Consider the following 16,927-nt stretch of genomic DNA (forward strand, 5'->3'; position numbering starts at 1 on the left):
GACGAAAGAACGGGCGCCCCTCGCGGGACGCCCGTTCTTCGTGGTTCAGATCAGCGGATCAGATCAGCGCGCAGCGCTGCCGTCGACGTAGTCCTCGTCCTGCTGCTTCCATGCGAAGAGCGAACGCAGCTCCTTGCCGGTCACCTCGATCGGGTGCTGCTCCTCCTTGGCGCGCAGCGCCAGGAACTCCTCGGCGCCGTTGTCCTGGTCGTCGATGAAACGCTTCGCGAAGGCACCGGACTGGATGTCCGCGAGGACGCCCTGCATGCTCTCCTTGACGCGAGCGTCGATGACGCGCGGGCCGGAGACGTAGTCGCCGAACTCGGCGGTGTCGGAGATCGACCAGCGCTGCTTGGCGATGCCGCCCTCCCACATCAGGTCGACGATGAGCTTCAGCTCGTGCAGCACCTCGAAGTAGGCGATCTGCGGCTGGTAGCCGGCCTCGGTGAGGGTCTCGAATCCGGCCTGCACGAGGTGGCTGACGCCACCGCAGAGCACTGCCTGCTCGCCGAAGAGGTCGGTCTCGGTCTCTTCGGTGAAGGTGGTCTTGATGACGCCGGCGCGGGTGCCGCCGATCGCCTTCGCGTACGAGAGCGCGAGGTCCCAGGCCTTGCCGGAAGCGTCCTGCTCGACCGCGATGATGTCCGGGATGCCGCGACCGGCGACGAACTCGCGACGAACCGTGTGACCGGGGGCCTTCGGAGCGACCAGGATCACGTCGACGCCCTCAGGAGCGTCGATGTAGCCGAAGCGGATGTTGAAGCCGTGCGCGAAGGCGAGGGTCTTGCCCGCGGTCAGGTTCGGGGCGATCGACTCGCTGTAGATGATGCGCTGGTGCTGGTCCGGCGCCAGGATCATGATGACGTCGGCCCACTCGGTCGCCTCGGCGACGGTCTTCACGGGGAAGCCGGCCTCTTCAGCCTTCGGGGCGGACTTGGAGCCCTCCTTGAGCGCGATGGCGACCTCGACGCCCGAGTCGCGCAGGTTCTGCGCGTGGGCGTGACCCTGCGATCCGTACCCGACGATCGCGACCTTCTTGCCCTGGATCAGGGACAGGTCGGCGTCTGCGTCGTAGAAGATCTCGGTGCTCACAGTGTGTTTCTCCTTGTTCGTGGTTTTGTCGGGGCCGTCGACATGTTCGGGACCCCAGGGAAGTTGGTGTCAGCCGCGCAGGACGCGCTCGGTGATGCTCTTACCGCCGCGCCCGATGGCGAGCAGCCCGGACTGCGCGATCTCCTTGATGCCGAAGGGCTCGAGCGCACGCAGCAGCGCGTCGATCTTGCCCTTGTCGCCGGTCACCTCGATGACCAGCGCATCCGAGGCGTAGTCCACGACGGACGCGCGGAACAGGTTGGCGACCTCGATCACGTTCGACCGGGTCGAGTTATCGGTGCGCACCTTCACGAGCATGTGCTCGCGCTGCACCGACGTCGGGAAGTCGAGCTCGACGATCTTGATGACGTTGATCAGCTTGTTGAGCTGCTTCGTCACCTGCTCGAGGGGCAGGTCTTCGACATCGACGACGACCGTGATCCGCGAGATGCCGGGCACCTCGGTCACGCCGACCGCGAGCGAGTCGATGTTGAAGCCGCGTCGGGCGAACAGCCCGGCGACTCGGGTGAGCAGGCCTGGGGTGTTCTCCACCAGCAGGCTCAGCACGTGGGTCGACATGGCTCAGGCCTCCTGGTCGAACGTCGGCGCGTGGTCGCGCGCGTACTGGACATAGCTGTTGCTGACGCCCTGGGGAACCATCGGCCACACCATGGAATCGGCGCTCACGACGAAGTCGATCACGACGGGGCGGTCGTTGGTGTCGAGGGCGAGCTGGATGGCTGCATCCACCTCGTCCTCCTTCTCCACGCGGATCGCGAGGCAGCCGTACGCCTCGGCGAGCTTCACGAAGTCGGGGATGCGGACGGTGCCGTGCCCCGTGTTCAGGTCGGTGTTCGAGTGGCGTCCGTCGTAGAACAGCGTCTGCCACTGGCGCACCATGCCGAGCGAGGAGTTGTTGATGATCGCGACCTTGATCGGGATGTTGTTGATCGCGCAGGTCGCGAGTTCCTGGTTGGTCATCTGGAAGCAGCCGTCACCGTCGATCGCCCACACAGCGCGGTCGGGCTCTGCGACCTTGGCGCCCATCGCCGCAGGCACCGAGTAGCCCATGGTGCCCGCTCCACCGGAGTTGAGCCAGGCATTGGGGCGCTCGTACTTGATGAACTGCGCGGCCCACATCTGGTGCTGGCCGACGCCAGAGGCGAAGACGCCCTCAGGCCCGGTGAGCTCGCCGATGCGCTTGATGACGTACTGCGGTGCGAGCAGACCATCGCTGGACGGCGCGTATCCCAGGGGGAACTCGGCACGAAGCCCGTTCAGGTACGACCACCACTCCTCGGTGTCCGGCGTCGCATCGCCGATCGCGGTGCGGAACGCCGCCTCGAGGTCGACCAGCACGTCGCGGACGTCGCCGACGATCGGGACGTCGGCGGTGCGGATCTTCGAGATCTCGGCAGGGTCGATGTCGACGTGCACGACCTTGGCATTCGGCGCGAACAGGCTGGCCTTGCCGGTGACGCGGTCGTCGAATCGTGCGCCGAGCGAGATGAGCAGGTCGGACTCCTGCAGCGCGAGCACCGCGGGCACCGTGCCGTGCATGCCGGGCATGCCCAGGTGCTGCTCGTGCGAATCGGGGAACGCGCCTCGTGCCATCAGCGTCGTCACGACGGGCGCACCGGTCGCCTCGGCGAGCTGGAGCAGCTCCTTCGACGCGCGGCCGCGGATCACGCCGCCACCGACGTACAGCACCGGCTTCTTCGCAGCCGCGAGCAGCGCGGCTGCAGCCTGGATCTGCTTGCCGTGCGCCTTGGTCACGGGGCGGTAGCCGGGGAGGTCGATCTTCGGCGGCCAGACGAACGGCGCCGAGTTCTGCTGCGCATCCTTGGTGATGTCCACGAGCACGGGGCCCGGGCGACCGGTCGAAGCGATCTCGTATGCTGCCGCGATCGCAGCGGGGATGTCTGCGGCATCCTTCACGAGGAAGGAATGCTTCGTGATCGGCATCGTGATGCCGACGATGTCGGCCTCCTGGAAGGCGTCGGTGCCCATCAGCGTCGAGAAGACCTGGCCGGTGATCGCCAGCAGCGGCACCGAGTCCATGTAGGCGTCGGCGATCGCGGTGACGAGGTTCGTCGCACCGGGACCTGAGGTCGCGATGGCGACGCCGACCTTGCCGGATGCTGCGGCATAGCCCTCGGCTGCGTGCCCGGCGCCCTGCTCGTGACGCACCAGGATGTGGCGCAACTGGTTGTCACCCATCAGGGTGTCGTAGAGCGGCAGCACAGCACCACCGGGAAGACCGAACACATCGGTCACCCCGAGGAGCTCGAGCGAGCGGACGACGGCCTCTGCGCCGGTGAGCTCAGGAGCGGTGGATTGGCGGGATGGCGGCCGCGGCACGGCCGACGCGGATTCAGCGGTCATGGGGTTCCTTCATCGTGATCTGTGGCGAGGCCTGGCCGAGCACGGAACTCGGTCCTGCATCTGTCGAAGGGTGTCAGCCTGTGGTCGCTCCCTCGGCGGCGGACCGCACGAGGCGCGAGTACTTGGCAAGAACGCCACGGGTATAGCGCGGGGGAAGCGGCTCCCAGCCGGAACGGCGGGAGGCGAGCTCCGCCTCGTCGACGAGTAGGTCGAGAGAGCGAGCTGCGATATCGACCCGTATCAGATCACCATCGCGCACGAAGGCGATGGGACCTGCGTCCACCGCTTCGGGTGCTATGTGGCCGATGCACAGGCCGGTTGTGCCGCCTGAGAATCGTCCGTCCGTCAAGAGTAGTACATCTTTTCCGAGTCCAGCGCCCTTGATGGCCGCGGTGATCGCGAGCATCTCGCGCATACCGGGTCCGCCCTTCGGGCCCTCGTAGCGGATGACCACGACATCGCCGGCCTTGACCTCGCCGTTGGCCAGCGCGTCCATCGCACCGCGCTCGCGCTCGAACACTCGGGCAGGGCCTTCGAACACGTCGGCGTCGAAGCCGGCGGACTTCACGACCGCGCCTTCCGGAGCGAACGATCCGTGCAGGATCGTGATGCCGCCGGAGGCGTGGATCGGGTTGTCGAAGGTGTGGATGACGTCGCCGTCGACCGGGGCGGGGTTCAAATCGCGAAGGTTCTCGGCGACGGTCTTGCCGGTGACGGTGAGTGCATCGCCGTGCAGCAGCCCCTCGTCGAGCATCGCCTTCATGAGCACCGGGATGCCGCCGTGGCGATCGACGTCGTTCATGACGTACTTGCCGAAGGGCTTCATGTCGGCGACGTGGGGCGTCTTGCTGCCGATGCGGTTGAAGTCGTGCAGGTCGAGGTCGATCTCGGCTTCACGGGCGATCGCGAGCAGGTGGAGCACGACGTTGGTCGAACCGCCCAGTGCCATGGCGATCGCGATCGCGTTCTCGAAGGACTCCTTCGTCAGGATGTCCTTGGTCGTGATCCCCTGGCGGAGCAGGTTCACGACGGCCTCGCCGGAGCGGTGCGCGAAGTAGTCGCGGCGTCGGTCGGCAGAGGGCGGAGCCGCAGAACCGGGCAGGCTGAGGCCGAGTGCCTCGGCCACGGACGCCATGGTGTTGGCGGTGTACATGCCGCCGCACGCTCCCTCACCGGGCGCGAAGGCGCATTCGATGCGCTTGAGGTCCTCTTCGGTCATCCGACCCGCACGGCATGCGCCGACACCCTCGAAGGAGTCGATGATCGTGATCTCCTTCTCGGTTCCGTCCGAGAGCTTGACCCAGCCCGGCGCGATCGAGCCGGCGTAGAGGAAGACACTCGAGAGACCGAGACGGGCGCTGGCCATGAGCATGCCCGGGATCGACTTGTCGCAGCCGGCGAGGAGCACCGTGCCGTCGAGGCGCTCGGCCATGATCACGGTCTCGACCGAGTCGGCGATGACCTCGCGCGAGACGAGCGAGAAGTGCATGCCCTCGTGCCCCATCGAGATGCCGTCCGAGACGGAGATGGTGCCGAACTGCAGCGGGTACCCGCCACCGGAGTGCACGCCCTCCTTGGCACCCTGCGCGAGGCGGTCCAGGCTCAGGTTGCAGGGGGTGATCTCGTTCCAGCTGGACGCGATGCCGATCTGCGGCTTCTCCCAGTCGGCGTCGCCCATCCCGACGGCGCGGAGCATGCCGCGGGAGGTCGTGGCCTCGATGCCGTCGGTGACGACGCGGCTCCGGGGCTTGATGTCGATGGGCGCGCTGGGGGCCGACTCGTTCGAGGACATGCAGGAAGTCTATTCCTGCGCCGCGGCCCGCTCGTCCGCGAGCGCCTCCAGAAGCTGTGCCATCTGTTGTGGATTCTCCACACGCAGGGCGGCGTGGCTCTCCCCCGGCCCGACCCGCACGCCGAGATCGCCGGCTCCGAGCACGCGGATGCCGTCCTCGTCGGTCACGTCATCGCCGGCGAACAGGATGCCGGTCGCGTCGAACTTCTGGCGGAGCGCAGCCATCGCGGTGTCCTTGCCCTCGGTGCGGGACGAGAACTCCAGCACGCGGTGGCCGGCACGTCGGCGCCAGTGCGGGAACCGCTCTGCGACCAGCGCGTCGATCTCGGCGAAGACCTGCTTCTCGACGTCACGGTCCGCGCGGCGGGTGTGCACGCCCATGCCGAACGTCTTGGGCTCGAATTCGGCGCCCTCGTAGCGCTCGATGATCGGACGCGCTGCATCCCAGAGCGCCTCGCGCGCGCCTTCCTCGGTGGCCTCACCCGTGGCATCCGCCTCGCCTTCGCCGGGGAACCAGTACTGCGCTCCGTGGGAGCCCGCGAGGACGATCACGGAGTCGTCGTCGTGCTCGGTGATGATGCGGAGGTCGTGCAGGCTGCGGCCCGAGACGTAGGCGACGACCGTGTTCGGCATGGCGGCGAGCCGCGCGACCTGGGTCGCCACCTCAGGCAGCGCTCGCGCGGCCATCGGGTCGGGAACGAGCGGGGAAGCCGTGCCATCGAAGTCGAGAGCGACGACCAGTCGCTCGGTGCGGGCGATCGCCTGCAGGTCGTCGTCGGTCTCACCGGGGGTCCACTGGCGCGTCACAGGGTCTCCATTCTCAGGGGGGTCGTCTCCAGTATGGCCGTGCGCGGACGGCCATCGGATTCAGTGCGGGTGCACCTCGTCGAGCGCGGCGAGGAATGACGAGGACCAGGCGTTCACATCGTTGTCGAGCACCCGCCGTCGCAGCGAGCGCATGCGCTTGGACTGCTCGGCCGGCGGCATCTCGACCGCGGTCATGATCGCTTCCTTGACGCCTTCGATGTCGTGAGGGTTCACGCGCACCGCCTGCCGCAGCTCATCCGCCGCGCCGGTGAACTCGCTGAGCACCAGCACGCCGCGGTTGTCGGCTCGGGTCGCGACGTACTCCTTCGCCACGAGGTTCATGCCGTCGCGGAGCGCGGTGACGAGCATCACGTCGGCGGCGAGGTACAGCGCCACCATCTCCTCGCGCGGGTACCCCTGGTGCAGGTAGCGGATCGCCGTGTGCCCCATCGTGTCGGTGTCGCCGTTGATACGGCTCACCGCGAGCTCGATCTCATCGCGCAGATGCACATAGGCGTCGACGCGCTCGCGGCTCGGACTCGCGACCTGCACGAGCGTGACGTTCTCGACCTTCAGACGACCCTCGGCGAGCAGCTCCCCGTAAGCCTTGATGCGGTGGCGGATGCCCTTGGTGTAGTCGAGCCGGTCGACGCCGAGCAGGATGCGATCGGGGTTGCCGAGGCTCTCGCGGATCTCGATCGCCCGCGCCTTGATGTCCTCGCGCTCTGCGAGCTCGAGGTAGGGCGCGGTGTCGATCGAAATCGGGAACGCCTTCGCGAGCGCCGTCCGCGTGCCGCCCTGATCGTCGGGAACCGCGACGTGCGAGCCCTTGACCTCGTACCGCAGTCGGCGCTTGACGGCGGTGAGGAAGTAGGTCGCATCCTGGACGCGCTGGAACCCGATCACGTCGGCGCCCAGCAGCCCGCGCAGCACCTGGTCGCGCCACGGCAGCTGCGCGTAGAGACCGTGTGCGGGGAACGGGATGTGGTGGAAGTAGCCGATCGTGACGTCAGGGCGCAGCTCGCGCACCATCTGCGGCACGAGCTGCAGCTGGTAGTCGTGCACCCACACCGTGCCGTTCTCGCCGACGGCGGCGACCGCGGCCTCGGCGAAGCGGCGGTTCACCGTGACATAGGCGTCCCACCATTCCCGGTGGAACTGCGGCGGTGCGATCACGTCGTGGTAGAGCGGCCAGATCGTGTCGTTGGCGAAGCCCTCGTAGTATTCGGCGACCTCGGCTGCGCTGAGCGAGACCGGGATGAGGTGGATGCCGTCGTGCTCGAACGGGGCGACGTCGAGGTCAGGTTGACCTGCCCAGCCGACCCAGGCTCCGTGCACGCGACGCATCATCGGCTCGAGTGCTGCGACGAGCCCGCCCGGCGACACGCGCCAGTGCTCCTCGCCGTCTGGACCTTCGACTCTGTCGACCGGAAGTCGATTGGCGACCACCACGAATTCTGCAGCGACCAAGAGGACTCCTTACACCGGGGTTCACCCCGGGCTGTCGAGGATCACTCCTCGCACCGGGGATCACCCCAGGCTATCGAGGAAGGCGCCCGGCGGTGGCCAGTCACGCCGTGACGGTGTGCCGACGACGACGCGGGTTGCTCAGGACCCAGTTCACGATGCCCGCGCCGAACGCGACGGCGGCAGCGAACATCGGCAGCACGAGCGCCGCCGAGGTGCCGACGTTCTCGGAGATCTCGCCCGCGATTGCCGCACCGATGGACTGGCCGACGACGATCCCGGATCCGAGCATCGTCATGACGGTCGCCGAGCGACCCAGCGGGCTGAGCGCAGCGCCGAAGCTGTACTGCGTTACGAGCGTCGGGCCGATGCCGATGCCCATGATGGCCAGGGCGAGCATCATCATCGCGGGTGAGTCGACGAGGCCGAGGAGCAATGAGCCGCTGAGCAGGATGCCGGAGAAGACGAGCCAGCGCGCCCGCAGCGAGAACGCGGGCGGCAGCCAGGCGACACCGAGCGCGAGCAGCGCTGAGCCGACGCCCATGACGCCGTAGAGGAGCCCGGCCTGCTCGGCAGCACCGCGATCCGCCATGAACGAGGTCAGCGAGGTGAGCATCGTGCCGAAGAACATGCCGACACCGAGGATGCCGAGGATCACGACGAGCAGTTGCGGGCGGAACAGCTCGGAGACCGATGAGAGCGCCTTGCCGTCTTCTCCCCTGTCCTTGGAGACGTGACGCCCGCTGGGATGGAGGGCGAACGCGCCGACGAACACGACGGTGAGCACGGCCGCTCCGACGAGCGGCGCCCACGGAGCGATCACGGAGGCGAGGATGCCGACGATGAACGGACCGAAGACGAAGACGGTCTCATCCGCCGCTGATTCGTACGCCATGGTGCCGGAGACGGTCTTCGCGCGCTGCTGCTCGGGCATCCGATCGCGGATGATCGTGACCAGACGCGAACGCGACAGCGGTGCGACCTGCGGCGCCGTGGCACCGATGCCGACAGCGGCGAGGAGCACGAAGGCATCAGCCGCCGTTCCGTAGACGACGACTGTGAACAGCACGAGCATCGAGCCGTTGGCGACGGCGAGGATGCTCAACACCAGGCGCTGTCCGAAACGGTCGGCCGCGGCGCCGAGCAGCGGCCCGAAGCAGGCGGTGCCGAGGCCGACGGCCGCGGAGGTGAGACCGCCGAGCGACAGCGAGCCCCTCGCGGAGACGACGACGGTCAGGACGCCGACCACCATCATGGCGAACGGAAGCCGCGCGATGAACGCGATCAGGAAGTAGGGGAATCCGGCGATGCGGAGGAGGCTCGGCTCGGCCGAGGTCTGCGTGTGTGTCATGGCTCTCGCGCGCCCGCGGACGCGGTGTCGGGTGCCGCCGCTGTCCGCCGGAATGCCGGCGGCCGGTAGATACACGGTGTGCGGCCGCGGACGAGCCGCGACTCTCCCATGGTAGCGCGTGGCGCTCCCGAGCGCCTGGGAATGCGTCACCTTCTGGGATGCGCAGCCAGTTGTCAAGCCTCGGGACACCGCGAGCTGCTGGCGGGTACCGTAGGAGCATGCGCTACCTCTTCAGCACCGGACTCATCGCCGCGATCTCCGCCGGGATCTCGCTGCTGCGTGGCACCCGTCAGGAACCCATCACGTGGCGCGCCGCGCTCTCCTGGGTGAGCTGGGGCATCACCATGGCCCTCGCGGTCGGTGCAGCGGTCGACATGAACCGCGAGCGCCGGGGCGCCCGAGTCGACGCCGACTCCCCGCAGTCGGTCAAGAAGTCGAAGAAGGCGCAGCGTCTCCAGTTCCGCTCGCAGAAGGCGCTGGCGGACGCCCAGGGGCACGCGCAGGGCAAGCGGTCCTGACCTCGCGCACCCCTCGCCGAGTCAGCGAGTGAGGATCAGCGCCTCGCCCTGACCGCCTCCTCCGCAGAGCCCGACGGCAGCGGTGCCGCTGCCACGGCGCGCGAGTTCGTGCGCGATGTGCACCACCAGGCGGTTGCCGGATGCTCCGATCGGGTGTCCGATCGCGATTCCCCCGCCATGGATGTTCACGATCTCCGGGTCGAGCCCGAGTTCGACCTGCGACCGCGCCACGACGGCACCGAATGCCTCGTTGATCTCGACGAGGTCGAGGTCGGCCGGCGTGATCCCCTGCTTCTCGCACGCGCGTTCGATGGCGCGAGCGGGCTGCGCCTGCAGGGAGTTGTCGGGGCCGGCGGTCTGGCCGCTCGCACCGACCGTGACCAGCACCGACCAGCCCTTCGCCGCGGCGACCGCCCGCGACGTCACGACGACCGCCGATGCGCCGTCGGAGATCTGCGAGGAGTTGCCTGCCGTGATCGATCCGCCCTCCGCGAAGGCGGCGCGGAGGCCTCCGAGCGTCTCGACCGTCGTGTCGGGACGAACGCCTTCGTCGGCCGTGACGACGACCGGCTCGCCACGACGCTGCGGTACCGACACCTCGACGATCTCGTCGGCGAAGACTCCAGCCGATTGCGCGGCGGCGGCCCGCTGGTGCGAGCGCGCCGCGACGGCATCCTGCGCCTCTCTGGTGAGTTCGTACCGGGCGTTGTGCCGCTCGGTCGAGGCGCCCATGCTCTCCCGGTCGTACGCATCGGTGAGTCCGTCGTACGCCATGTGATCGAGCACCTCGACGCTGCCGTAGGCCCAACCGTCGCGCGAGCCCATCAGGAGGTGCGGCGATCGCGTCATCGATTCCATGCCCGCGGCGACGACGACCTCCGCGTCACCGGTGCGGATCATCCGCGCGGCGTCGATGATCGCGGTGAGCCCCGACAAGCACACCTTGTTGACGGAGTGCGCTGGGACATCCCAACCGATCCCCGCGCCGATCGCGGCCTGGCGTGCAGCGTTCTGCCCGGAACCTGCGGCGAGCACCTGCCCGACGATGACCGCGTCGACATCCGCCGGATCGATCGACCCCTGCTCGAGCGCACCCGCGATCGCGAACGAACCGAGCTGCGGCGCCGTGAATGAGGCGAGCTGCCCCTTCAGCCGTCCCTGCGGGGTGCGCGCGGCTGCGACGATGACGATGTCCGCGCCGGTGTCGTCGTTCTCAGCAATGACTGCCTCAACCATGGTTCGCTCCTGTGCTCTGATTCCTGAGTTCGGTGTGGACGGTCAGCGGAGGCTCGGTCGCCGCGATCACGTCATCGATCGTGACGCCTGGAGCCGTCTCGACGAGCACGAGCCCTCCATCCGTCACATCGATGACCGCAAGATCCGTGATGATGCGATCGACGACGCCACGGCCGGTCAGTGGCAACGAGCACTCGTGCACGATCTTGGCGGAGCCGTCTTTGGCGACGTGCTCCATGAGCACGATCACCCGGCCGGCGCCATGGACGAGGTCCATCGCGCCACCCGGCCCCTTGACCATCTTGCCCGGGATCATCCAGTTCGCCAGGTCACCGCCGGCCGACACCTGCATCGCGCCGAGGATCGCAGCATCGATCTTGCCGCCGCGGATCATGCCGAAGCTCGTCGCCGAGTCGAAGAACGCGGCTCCCGGGAGCACCGTCACGGTCTCCTTGCCGGCGTTGATGAGGTCGGGGTCGACCGCCGCCTCGCTCGGATACGGGCCGACGCCGAGGATGCCGTTCTCGGACTGCAGCACGACGGTCACGCCTGCCGGTACGTGGTTGGGCACGAGCGTCGGCAGACCGATGCCGAGGTTCGCGTAGGCGCCATCCTGCAGCTCTGCGGCTGCGCGGGCTGCCATCTCGTCTCGAGTGAGTGCCATCTCAGGCTCCTTCCGTCGCCGCTGCGTGGTCGGAGACCGTGCGCCGCTCGATGCGCTTGGGAATATCGACGCCCACCTCGACGATCCGATGCACGAAGACCCCGGGGAGGTGGATGCGGTCGGGGTCGAGTTCCCCGGGTTCGACGAGCTGTTCGACCTGCGCGATGCAGACCCGGCCGGCCATGGCCGCGAGCGGGTTGAAGTTGCGAGCCGCCTTGTTGAAGATCAGGTTGCCGTGCCGGTCGCCCACCAGAGCGTGCACGAGCGCGTAGTCGGTGGTGATGGCCTCTTCCAGCACGAAGTCGCGGCTCTCGCCGTCGACCTCGAACGAACGCACGTCCTTGGGCGGCGATGCGACCGCGATCGTTCCGTCTGGGCTGTAACGCCGCGGGAGTCCACCTTCGGCGACCTGTGTGCCGACACCGGTCTGCGTGAAGAACGCGGCGATGCCGGATCCGCCTGCCCGGAGCTTCTCGGCCAGCGTGCCCTGCGGGGTGAGCTCGAGTTCCAGCTCGCCGCTGAGGAACTGCCGCTCGAACTCCTTGTTCTCGCCGACGTAGGACGAGGTCATCTTCCGGATGCGTCCGGCGCCGAGCAGCACTCCGAGACCCCAGTCGTCGACGCCGCAGTTGTTGCTCACGACGCTCAGATCGCTGGTGCCCTGCGCGAGCAACGCCTCGATCAGCGCGATCGGGTTGCCGGAGAGGCCGAACCCTCCGACCGCGAGCGACGCCCCGTCCGGGATGTCGGCGACAGCATCCGCCGCCGTGGACCATTCTTTGTCGATCACGCGCACTCCTTCGAACCGTGTGATTCCAGCCTCGCCCCGTGTCGTCCGCGAGCGATAGCCGGTTCTTGCGATGTGGTCGATCCGGGGGCTAGCGTCCACATTATGGAACCAAATCGAAGCGTGCCCGGAGCGCAGGCGATCGCCCGAGCCGCCCGCCTGCTCCGGCTCGTGACAGCAAGCGGTCCGGGTGGCGCAGCACTGCAGGAACTCGCACGCGACGCAGACCTCTCCCGCTCCACAGCGCATCGCTTGCTGACCGCGCTCAGAGCTGAGGGCCTGGTCGACCGGGACGACGACAGCACCCGCTGGATGCCTGGGCCTGAGCTGTTCCTGATGGGCACCGTGGCCGCAGCACGCTACGACGTCACGGCGCTCGCCCGCGACCTGGTGCGCTCGCTCGCGGTCAAGACCGAGGAGAGCGCGTTCTTCTCGGCGAGGCGCGCCGATGAGACCGTCTGCCTGCTCCGCGAGGAGGGGTCATTCCCGATCCGTTCGTTCGTGTTGAGCGAGGGCGTGCGCTTCCCTCTCGGTGTCGCGAGTGCAGGACTGGCGATCCTGGCCTTCCTGCCGGACCACGATGTGGATGCCTACCTCGAGCGCCATCCCGAGCTCGAGGAGAGCTGGGGCGGCCAGCACCGCGAGGGCCCGCTGCGCACCAGGCTCGCTGAGACGAAGGGGCGCGGGTATGCGATCAACCCCGGGCTCATCGTCGAGGGCAGTTGGGGCATGGGGGCCGCCGTCTTCGATCGCGCCGGCCGTCCGGAATGGGCGCTGAGCTTGACCGGCGTGGCGTTCCGCTTCGGCCCTGAGCGCATCGCCGAACTCGGTCGCACGCTGCTCGCCCACGCGCATGAGCTCTCGGCCCGCATCGCGAACGCTCGGCGCTGACACCTCTGGATCCATACGACACGACCGTTGCATACCAACAGGTATATACTCTTTGGTATGGAACGTGTTGACGTCATCCCCTCTCTCGTCCTCTCCGCGTATGCACTTGCCCGCATCGCGGCGCAGGATGCCGGTAACGAAGCCCCAGCCGCCCAGTGGCGCGTCCTGAGCCTGCTCGAGCAGCAGGGCGGCCGACGAGTGGGTGAGCTCGCCCAAGCGGCCCGCACCACGCAGCCGGGGATGACGCGACTGATCGGCACGCTGGAACGTGACGGGCTGGTCAGCCGCTCCCCCGATGCCGCCGACTCCCGCGGAATCGTCGTCGACATCACGAAGGCCGGAGCGTCCGCGCTGACCGCCTGGCGGGCGGAGTTCCGCGACACGCTGGCCCCACGCTTCGCCGGACTGGGCGACGAGGACTGGGCCGCCATCACCCGCGCTGCGGAGATCCTCGCAGCGCACACCGACACCGAACGAGATGGAGCACACCGATGAGCGGCACACCCACCGCATCCCCTTGGAAGCAGCCGGCGCAGGTCTGGGCGGTCGCATTCGCGTGCGTCGTGGCCTTCATGGGCATCGGCCTGGTCGACCCGATCCTCCCGGCCATCGCGGAGTCCCTGCAGGCGAGCCCGGTCGAGACCGAGCTGCTCTTCACGAGCTACCTTCTGGTCACCGGACTCGCGATGCTCGTGACGAGCTGGATCTCGAGCCGCATCGGCGCGAAATCGACCCTGCTGATCGGCCTCGGCCTGATCGTCGTGTTCGCATTCCTGTGCGCGATCAGCGGGAGCGTCGACGCCGTGATCGGTTTCCGCGCCGGTTGGGGTCTCGGCAACGCACTCTTCATCTCGACCGCCCTCGCCACCATCGTGGGCGCGGCATCCGGTGGCAGCAGCGCCGCGATCGTCCTGTACGAGGCCGCGCTCGGCCTCGGCATCGCGATCGGCCCGCTTCTCGGCGGTCTCCTCGGCGAGCAGAGCTGGCGCGGACCGTTCTTCGGCGTGGTCGTCCTGATGGCCATCGCCTTCGTCGCGGTGCTCGTGCTGCTGCGCGGCCCGCGCGAAGAGCGGAAGCCGATCGCGTTCTCCGCGCCGTTCACGGCACTGCGTCGCCCAGCACTCGCGATCCTGGCGGTCGCCGCACTCTTCTACAACATCGGCTTCTTCGTGCTGCTGGCGTTCTCGCCGTTCCCGCTCGGCTTCGGCGCGATGGGCATCGGTCTCACGTTCTTCGGCTGGGGCGTCGCACTCGCCGTCACGAGTGTCTGGGTCGCGCCGGTGCTGATGCGCCGGATGCCCCGCACGCGCATCATCCTGCTCGTCCTGCCGCTGCTCGCCGTCGATCTCGTCGTCGCCGGCCTGGTCGTGGGCAGCGCCGGCGCCCTCGTCGCCTGCATCGTCGTCGGCGGTCTGCTCCTCGGCGTGATGAACACCGTGCTCACCGAGGCCGTGATGGAGGCGACGGATCTCCCCCGCTCGGTGGCATCCTCGTCGTACTCCGCCGTCCGCTTCCTCGGCGGGGCGATGGCTCCCCCGATCGCCGCACTGCTGTGGCACGCGACCAACGCGACGGTGCCCTACCTGTTCGCTGCCGCCGCGGTCCTGGTGGCAGCCCTGACGGTGTTCCTCGGCCGTAAAGTGCTCGCGCACATCGACGATGCGCCGGCTGACGCCGCTGTCGAAGACGCCGAGGCGATCCTCATCGGCGACGCGGCCTGACCCGCGACGCGCCCGGGAGGCACACTGGCCGAGCTCGATTTCACATGCCGTCGATCGACTGGTAATGTAATTCCTCGGCCGGGGTTCTTCCCAGGCCACGCACCTCTAGCTCAATCGGCAGAGCAACTGACTCTTAATCAGTGGGTTCTCGGTTCAAGTCCGAGGGGGTGCACGGATCAGCCTCGATGACTCTCGCCAGTCATCGAGGCTTTTCTGCTTCCTGCCTCTGATGCTGGTGCACCGGCTGACTTGGCGACAGCGCGAAACCAGCGCGTGTCTCAGTGGGGCAGGGTTCGACGCATCGGAGAGGATGGGCGTATGGCTTGGTATCCGATTGGCAGCACTCCCGAGAAGCAGGCGGCCCTTGTCTCTGGTATCCCGATGTGGATGCGTCGCCCACTGGCCGGGTGGTTGGAGCCGCTCATCACGCCGACGGGTTCGCGCGAAGCCAAGGTGTTGCGCGTCTTTGACCAGAAGCGGCGCATACCCGGCGTCCTGTACAGCGGACTGATGGAGGACTACGGTTTCCGCCAGCTCGAATCACACCTCAACGACTATCCGAGCGAGTACATCCAACTACTGGACTTCATGGTCTACACGCTCACGGCTGCTGAGTACGATTCCACGCTCAGCGATTTGGATCGGATTCTCCTCGACTGTGGGTCAGAGTGGAAAATCGGCATACGCGCCGGATTGGCTGGTCTCGAGAAGCGCGTTCCCGAGGGAGTGCAGGAGGCCGCAGACACGGCGATGTCAACACCGGGGCACGCTGGCCCCCTGCTCTCGGAGGCTTGGCACGCCGTTTTCGGGGTGGACCCCAAGCCCGAGACGGGTTATCGTCAAGCGGTGCTCGCGGTCGAGGCCGCTGCGATCCCGACCGTGATTCCGTCCGACCCGAACGCGACCCTCGGCAAAGTTTTCGCGGTGATGCGTGATCAGAAAGACTGGGCGCTCGATATCAAGAAGCAGCACAAGGACCACCCGAGCACAGCTGTGCTCCTGGGCATGGTGCAGATGCTCTGGGCAGGTCAGGGTCGTCACGCGGGCCAGCCGGACTGGGCGCCTAACACACAGGCTGAGGCTGAGGCTGAGGCGGCAGTGATGCTGGCAGTACCGCTGGTGCAGTGGTTCTCGTCTGGTGCTATCGCCCGTCGCCCCTAGACTGCCCGGCCGTAGCGGAGTTACGTTCGCGGCCTGCGCCCCAGCTGGACGGGTGTCGGCGAGCTAGGGCAGTATGAGCACATGCGCATGGATGTAGACGACGCGATCGTCGCAGTATCGATGGCGGACGTCTGGATTCAAGCCACCATCGCGCTCGTGACCCTCGGCGGTATCATCGCGTCCATCTGGATCGCGCGGAGCGGTCAGAAGAATGACCTCAAGCTTGCCAAGGGCGAGGCGGACAGGGCCGAGCGTGCCGACGCAGCCAGCCAAGCGGCATCCGAGCGTTCTGAGGCCGCGAGCCGACTCACCATCGACACCATGACGCGAATTGCGGACGCGCTGGATAAGCTCGCCTCCGACGGGATCAATGTCGGCGATCTGCATGTTTTAAGCGCGCCCGCCCCGACGAAAGTCAGTTGGTCGCTGACTCACTTCCAGGGCGACATGTATTTGCTCGAGAACACCGGTGAGGCGAGCGCCTTCGACGTCGTGCTCTCCGCAGACGAGACGATGCTCCAGGGTGGCGAGTGGCAGCGTGAAGGGGAGCTGAAGCCCGGCGAAGGGATCCAGTTCATGGCCGTGCGGACGATGGGCACTCGAGACTCGACCATCACTGTTCAGTGGCGCAACGCTCCTGAAGGTGAAGAGCAGACATGGCGTTATCCGCTCCCGCCACGTCCGCCCCGCCGCTAGCCAAGTCTTCTCAGCGGAGTGATGACGACCGAGTCCTCGGCCGCGCGCATGACGTCGTCCAGCACGTCCACGTTCGGCTTCGTCTGGAGTAGGTGCCCATAGACGTCTACGGTCGTCTGGCAGCTCGCGTGGCCCATCCAGCGACTCAGCGGTGGTCTCGGGTTCGCTCTCTCAATTCCCGAACACGGGTGCAGACTTCGGTCGCTTCCCGATCTGGGTTCGAAGGTCATCCGGGAGGTGCGGCGGGATGGGTGCCTCGCGGATGCCCGCACGGGTCTTGGGTCTCTCCGATAATAGGAGCGCGCGTGCCGTTGACCGTGAGCGTCTTCGTGATCGAGATTCGACGTCACTCTCGCCAG

Annotated in this window: 16 protein-coding genes and 1 tRNA gene; 7 read left to right on the forward strand and 10 right to left on the reverse strand. The window is 67.6% G+C overall.

What is annotated here, in order from left to right:
- Nucleotides 1-63 precede the first annotated feature (63 nt).
- From ilvC to RS83_RS15975, 7 genes are all read right to left on the reverse strand, one after another.
- The gene (gene ilvC / locus RS83_RS15945; protein WP_045280448.1) at nucleotides 64-1,092 is read right to left on the reverse strand and encodes a ketol-acid reductoisomerase; all 1,029 of its coding nucleotides are present in this window, start codon (nucleotides 1,090-1,092) and stop codon (nucleotides 64-66) included.
- Nucleotides 1,093-1,161: 69 nt separating this feature from the next.
- Nucleotides 1,162-1,671: an acetolactate synthase small subunit gene (gene ilvN / locus RS83_RS15950; protein ID WP_045280449.1), complete on the reverse strand. Its 510-nt coding sequence runs from the start codon at nucleotides 1,669-1,671 to the stop codon at nucleotides 1,162-1,164.
- A 3-nt stretch (nucleotides 1,672-1,674) separates the two neighbouring features.
- Nucleotides 1,675-3,477 (reverse strand): acetolactate synthase large subunit, encoded by a 1,803-nt coding sequence (locus RS83_RS15955; RefSeq protein WP_045280450.1) that lies wholly within the window; start codon nucleotides 3,475-3,477, stop codon nucleotides 1,675-1,677.
- A 73-nt stretch (nucleotides 3,478-3,550) separates the two neighbouring features.
- Nucleotides 3,551-5,269 carry a dihydroxy-acid dehydratase gene (gene ilvD, locus RS83_RS15960; RefSeq protein ID WP_045280451.1) on the reverse strand — a complete coding sequence of 573 codons (1,719 nt, stop codon included), beginning with the start codon at nucleotides 5,267-5,269 and terminating at the stop codon, nucleotides 3,551-3,553.
- 9 nt (nucleotides 5,270-5,278) lie between these two features.
- Nucleotides 5,279-6,076 (reverse strand): trehalose-phosphatase, encoded by a 798-nt coding sequence (gene otsB, locus RS83_RS15965; RefSeq protein WP_045280452.1) that lies wholly within the window; start codon nucleotides 6,074-6,076, stop codon nucleotides 5,279-5,281.
- Nucleotides 6,077-6,136: 60 nt separating this feature from the next.
- Complete coding sequence (locus RS83_RS15970) at nucleotides 6,137-7,546, reverse strand: alpha,alpha-trehalose-phosphate synthase (UDP-forming) (protein ID WP_045280453.1); 1,410 nt, start codon at nucleotides 7,544-7,546, stop codon at nucleotides 6,137-6,139.
- A gap of 100 nt (nucleotides 7,547-7,646) precedes the next feature.
- Nucleotides 7,647-8,894 carry an MFS transporter gene (locus tag RS83_RS15975; protein ID WP_045280454.1) on the reverse strand — a complete coding sequence of 416 codons (1,248 nt, stop codon included), beginning with the start codon at nucleotides 8,892-8,894 and terminating at the stop codon, nucleotides 7,647-7,649.
- Between the two features lie 218 nt (nucleotides 8,895-9,112).
- On the opposite strand from RS83_RS15975, the gene RS83_RS15980 reads away from it, so the two are divergent.
- Nucleotides 9,113-9,412, forward strand: a complete 300-nt coding sequence (locus RS83_RS15980; RefSeq protein WP_045280455.1) for a hypothetical protein — start codon at nucleotides 9,113-9,115, stop codon at nucleotides 9,410-9,412.
- A gap of 21 nt (nucleotides 9,413-9,433) precedes the next feature.
- On the opposite strand, the gene RS83_RS15985 is transcribed toward RS83_RS15980, so the two are convergent.
- From RS83_RS15985 to RS83_RS15995, 3 genes are read right to left on the reverse strand one after another with little or no spacing between them, the layout of a single operon-like run.
- Entirely contained in the window at nucleotides 9,434-10,648 is a 1,215-nt protein-coding gene (locus RS83_RS15985; protein ID WP_045280456.1) for an acetyl-CoA C-acetyltransferase, read from the reverse strand.
- Nucleotides 10,641-11,312, reverse strand: a complete 672-nt coding sequence (locus RS83_RS15990) for a CoA transferase subunit B (RefSeq protein ID WP_197072142.1) — start codon at nucleotides 11,310-11,312, stop codon at nucleotides 10,641-10,643. The genes RS83_RS15985 and RS83_RS15990 overlap by 8 nt, the downstream gene beginning before the upstream one ends.
- A gap of 1 nt (nucleotide 11,313) precedes the next feature.
- Nucleotides 11,314-12,102, reverse strand: a complete 789-nt coding sequence (locus RS83_RS15995) for a CoA transferase subunit A (protein ID WP_045280457.1) — start codon at nucleotides 12,100-12,102, stop codon at nucleotides 11,314-11,316.
- 102 nt (nucleotides 12,103-12,204) lie between these two features.
- Between RS83_RS15995 and RS83_RS16000 the strand changes: the two genes are divergently transcribed.
- The 6 genes from RS83_RS16000 (at nucleotide 12,205) to RS83_RS16025 (ending at nucleotide 16,568) form a co-directional block, all read left to right on the forward strand.
- Nucleotides 12,205-12,990 (forward strand): IclR family transcriptional regulator, encoded by a 786-nt coding sequence (locus RS83_RS16000; protein WP_045280458.1) that lies wholly within the window; start codon nucleotides 12,205-12,207, stop codon nucleotides 12,988-12,990.
- Between the two features lie 57 nt (nucleotides 12,991-13,047).
- Nucleotides 13,048-13,485 (forward strand): MarR family winged helix-turn-helix transcriptional regulator, encoded by a 438-nt coding sequence (locus RS83_RS16005; protein WP_045280459.1) that lies wholly within the window; start codon nucleotides 13,048-13,050, stop codon nucleotides 13,483-13,485.
- On the forward strand, nucleotides 13,482-14,711 hold the full coding sequence (locus RS83_RS16010; protein ID WP_045280460.1) for an MFS transporter: 1,230 nt from the start codon (nucleotides 13,482-13,484) through the stop codon (nucleotides 14,709-14,711). The genes RS83_RS16005 and RS83_RS16010 overlap by 4 nt, the downstream gene beginning before the upstream one ends.
- Nucleotides 14,712-14,810: 99 nt before the next feature.
- Nucleotides 14,811-14,883, forward strand: a tRNA-Lys gene (locus tag RS83_RS16015).
- Nucleotides 14,884-15,029: 146 nt separating this feature from the next.
- The gene (locus RS83_RS16020) at nucleotides 15,030-15,872 is read left to right on the forward strand and encodes a hypothetical protein (protein ID WP_045280461.1); all 843 of its coding nucleotides are present in this window, start codon (nucleotides 15,030-15,032) and stop codon (nucleotides 15,870-15,872) included.
- A gap of 81 nt (nucleotides 15,873-15,953) precedes the next feature.
- Nucleotides 15,954-16,568, forward strand: a complete 615-nt coding sequence (locus tag RS83_RS16025; protein ID WP_045280462.1) for a hypothetical protein — start codon at nucleotides 15,954-15,956, stop codon at nucleotides 16,566-16,568.
- Nucleotides 16,569-16,927: the final 359 nt, after the last annotated feature.

The organism is Microbacterium oxydans (assembly GCF_000956525.1).
GTDB lineage: Bacteria > Actinomycetota > Actinomycetes > Actinomycetales > Microbacteriaceae > Microbacterium > Microbacterium oxydans_A.

Coding starts and splice junctions, on each gene's coding strand:
- RS83_RS16005 (WP_045280459.1), top strand. CDS start 13,048: ATGGAACGTGTTGACGTCATCCCCTCTCTCGTCCTCTCCGCGTATGCA.
- RS83_RS15975 (WP_045280454.1), bottom strand. CDS start 8,894: ATGACACACACGCAGACCTCGGCCGAGCCGAGCCTCCTCCGCATCGCC.
- RS83_RS15990 (WP_197072142.1), bottom strand. CDS start 11,312: ATGGCACTCACTCGAGACGAGATGGCAGCCCGCGCAGCCGCAGAGCTG.
- ilvN (WP_045280449.1), bottom strand. CDS start 1,671: ATGTCGACCCACGTGCTGAGCCTGCTGGTGGAGAACACCCCAGGCCTG.
- RS83_RS15985 (WP_045280456.1), bottom strand. CDS start 10,648: ATGGTTGAGGCAGTCATTGCTGAGAACGACGACACCGGCGCGGACATC.
- RS83_RS16025 (WP_045280462.1), top strand. CDS start 15,954: ATGCGCATGGATGTAGACGACGCGATCGTCGCAGTATCGATGGCGGAC.
- ilvD (WP_045280451.1), bottom strand. CDS start 5,269: ATGTCCTCGAACGAGTCGGCCCCCAGCGCGCCCATCGACATCAAGCCC.
- RS83_RS15980 (WP_045280455.1), top strand. CDS start 9,113: ATGCGCTACCTCTTCAGCACCGGACTCATCGCCGCGATCTCCGCCGGG.
- RS83_RS15955 (WP_045280450.1), bottom strand. CDS start 3,477: ATGACCGCTGAATCCGCGTCGGCCGTGCCGCGGCCGCCATCCCGCCAA.
- RS83_RS16010 (WP_045280460.1), top strand. CDS start 13,482: ATGAGCGGCACACCCACCGCATCCCCTTGGAAGCAGCCGGCGCAGGTC.
- RS83_RS16020 (WP_045280461.1), top strand. CDS start 15,030: ATGGCTTGGTATCCGATTGGCAGCACTCCCGAGAAGCAGGCGGCCCTT.
- RS83_RS16000 (WP_045280458.1), top strand. CDS start 12,205: ATGGAACCAAATCGAAGCGTGCCCGGAGCGCAGGCGATCGCCCGAGCC.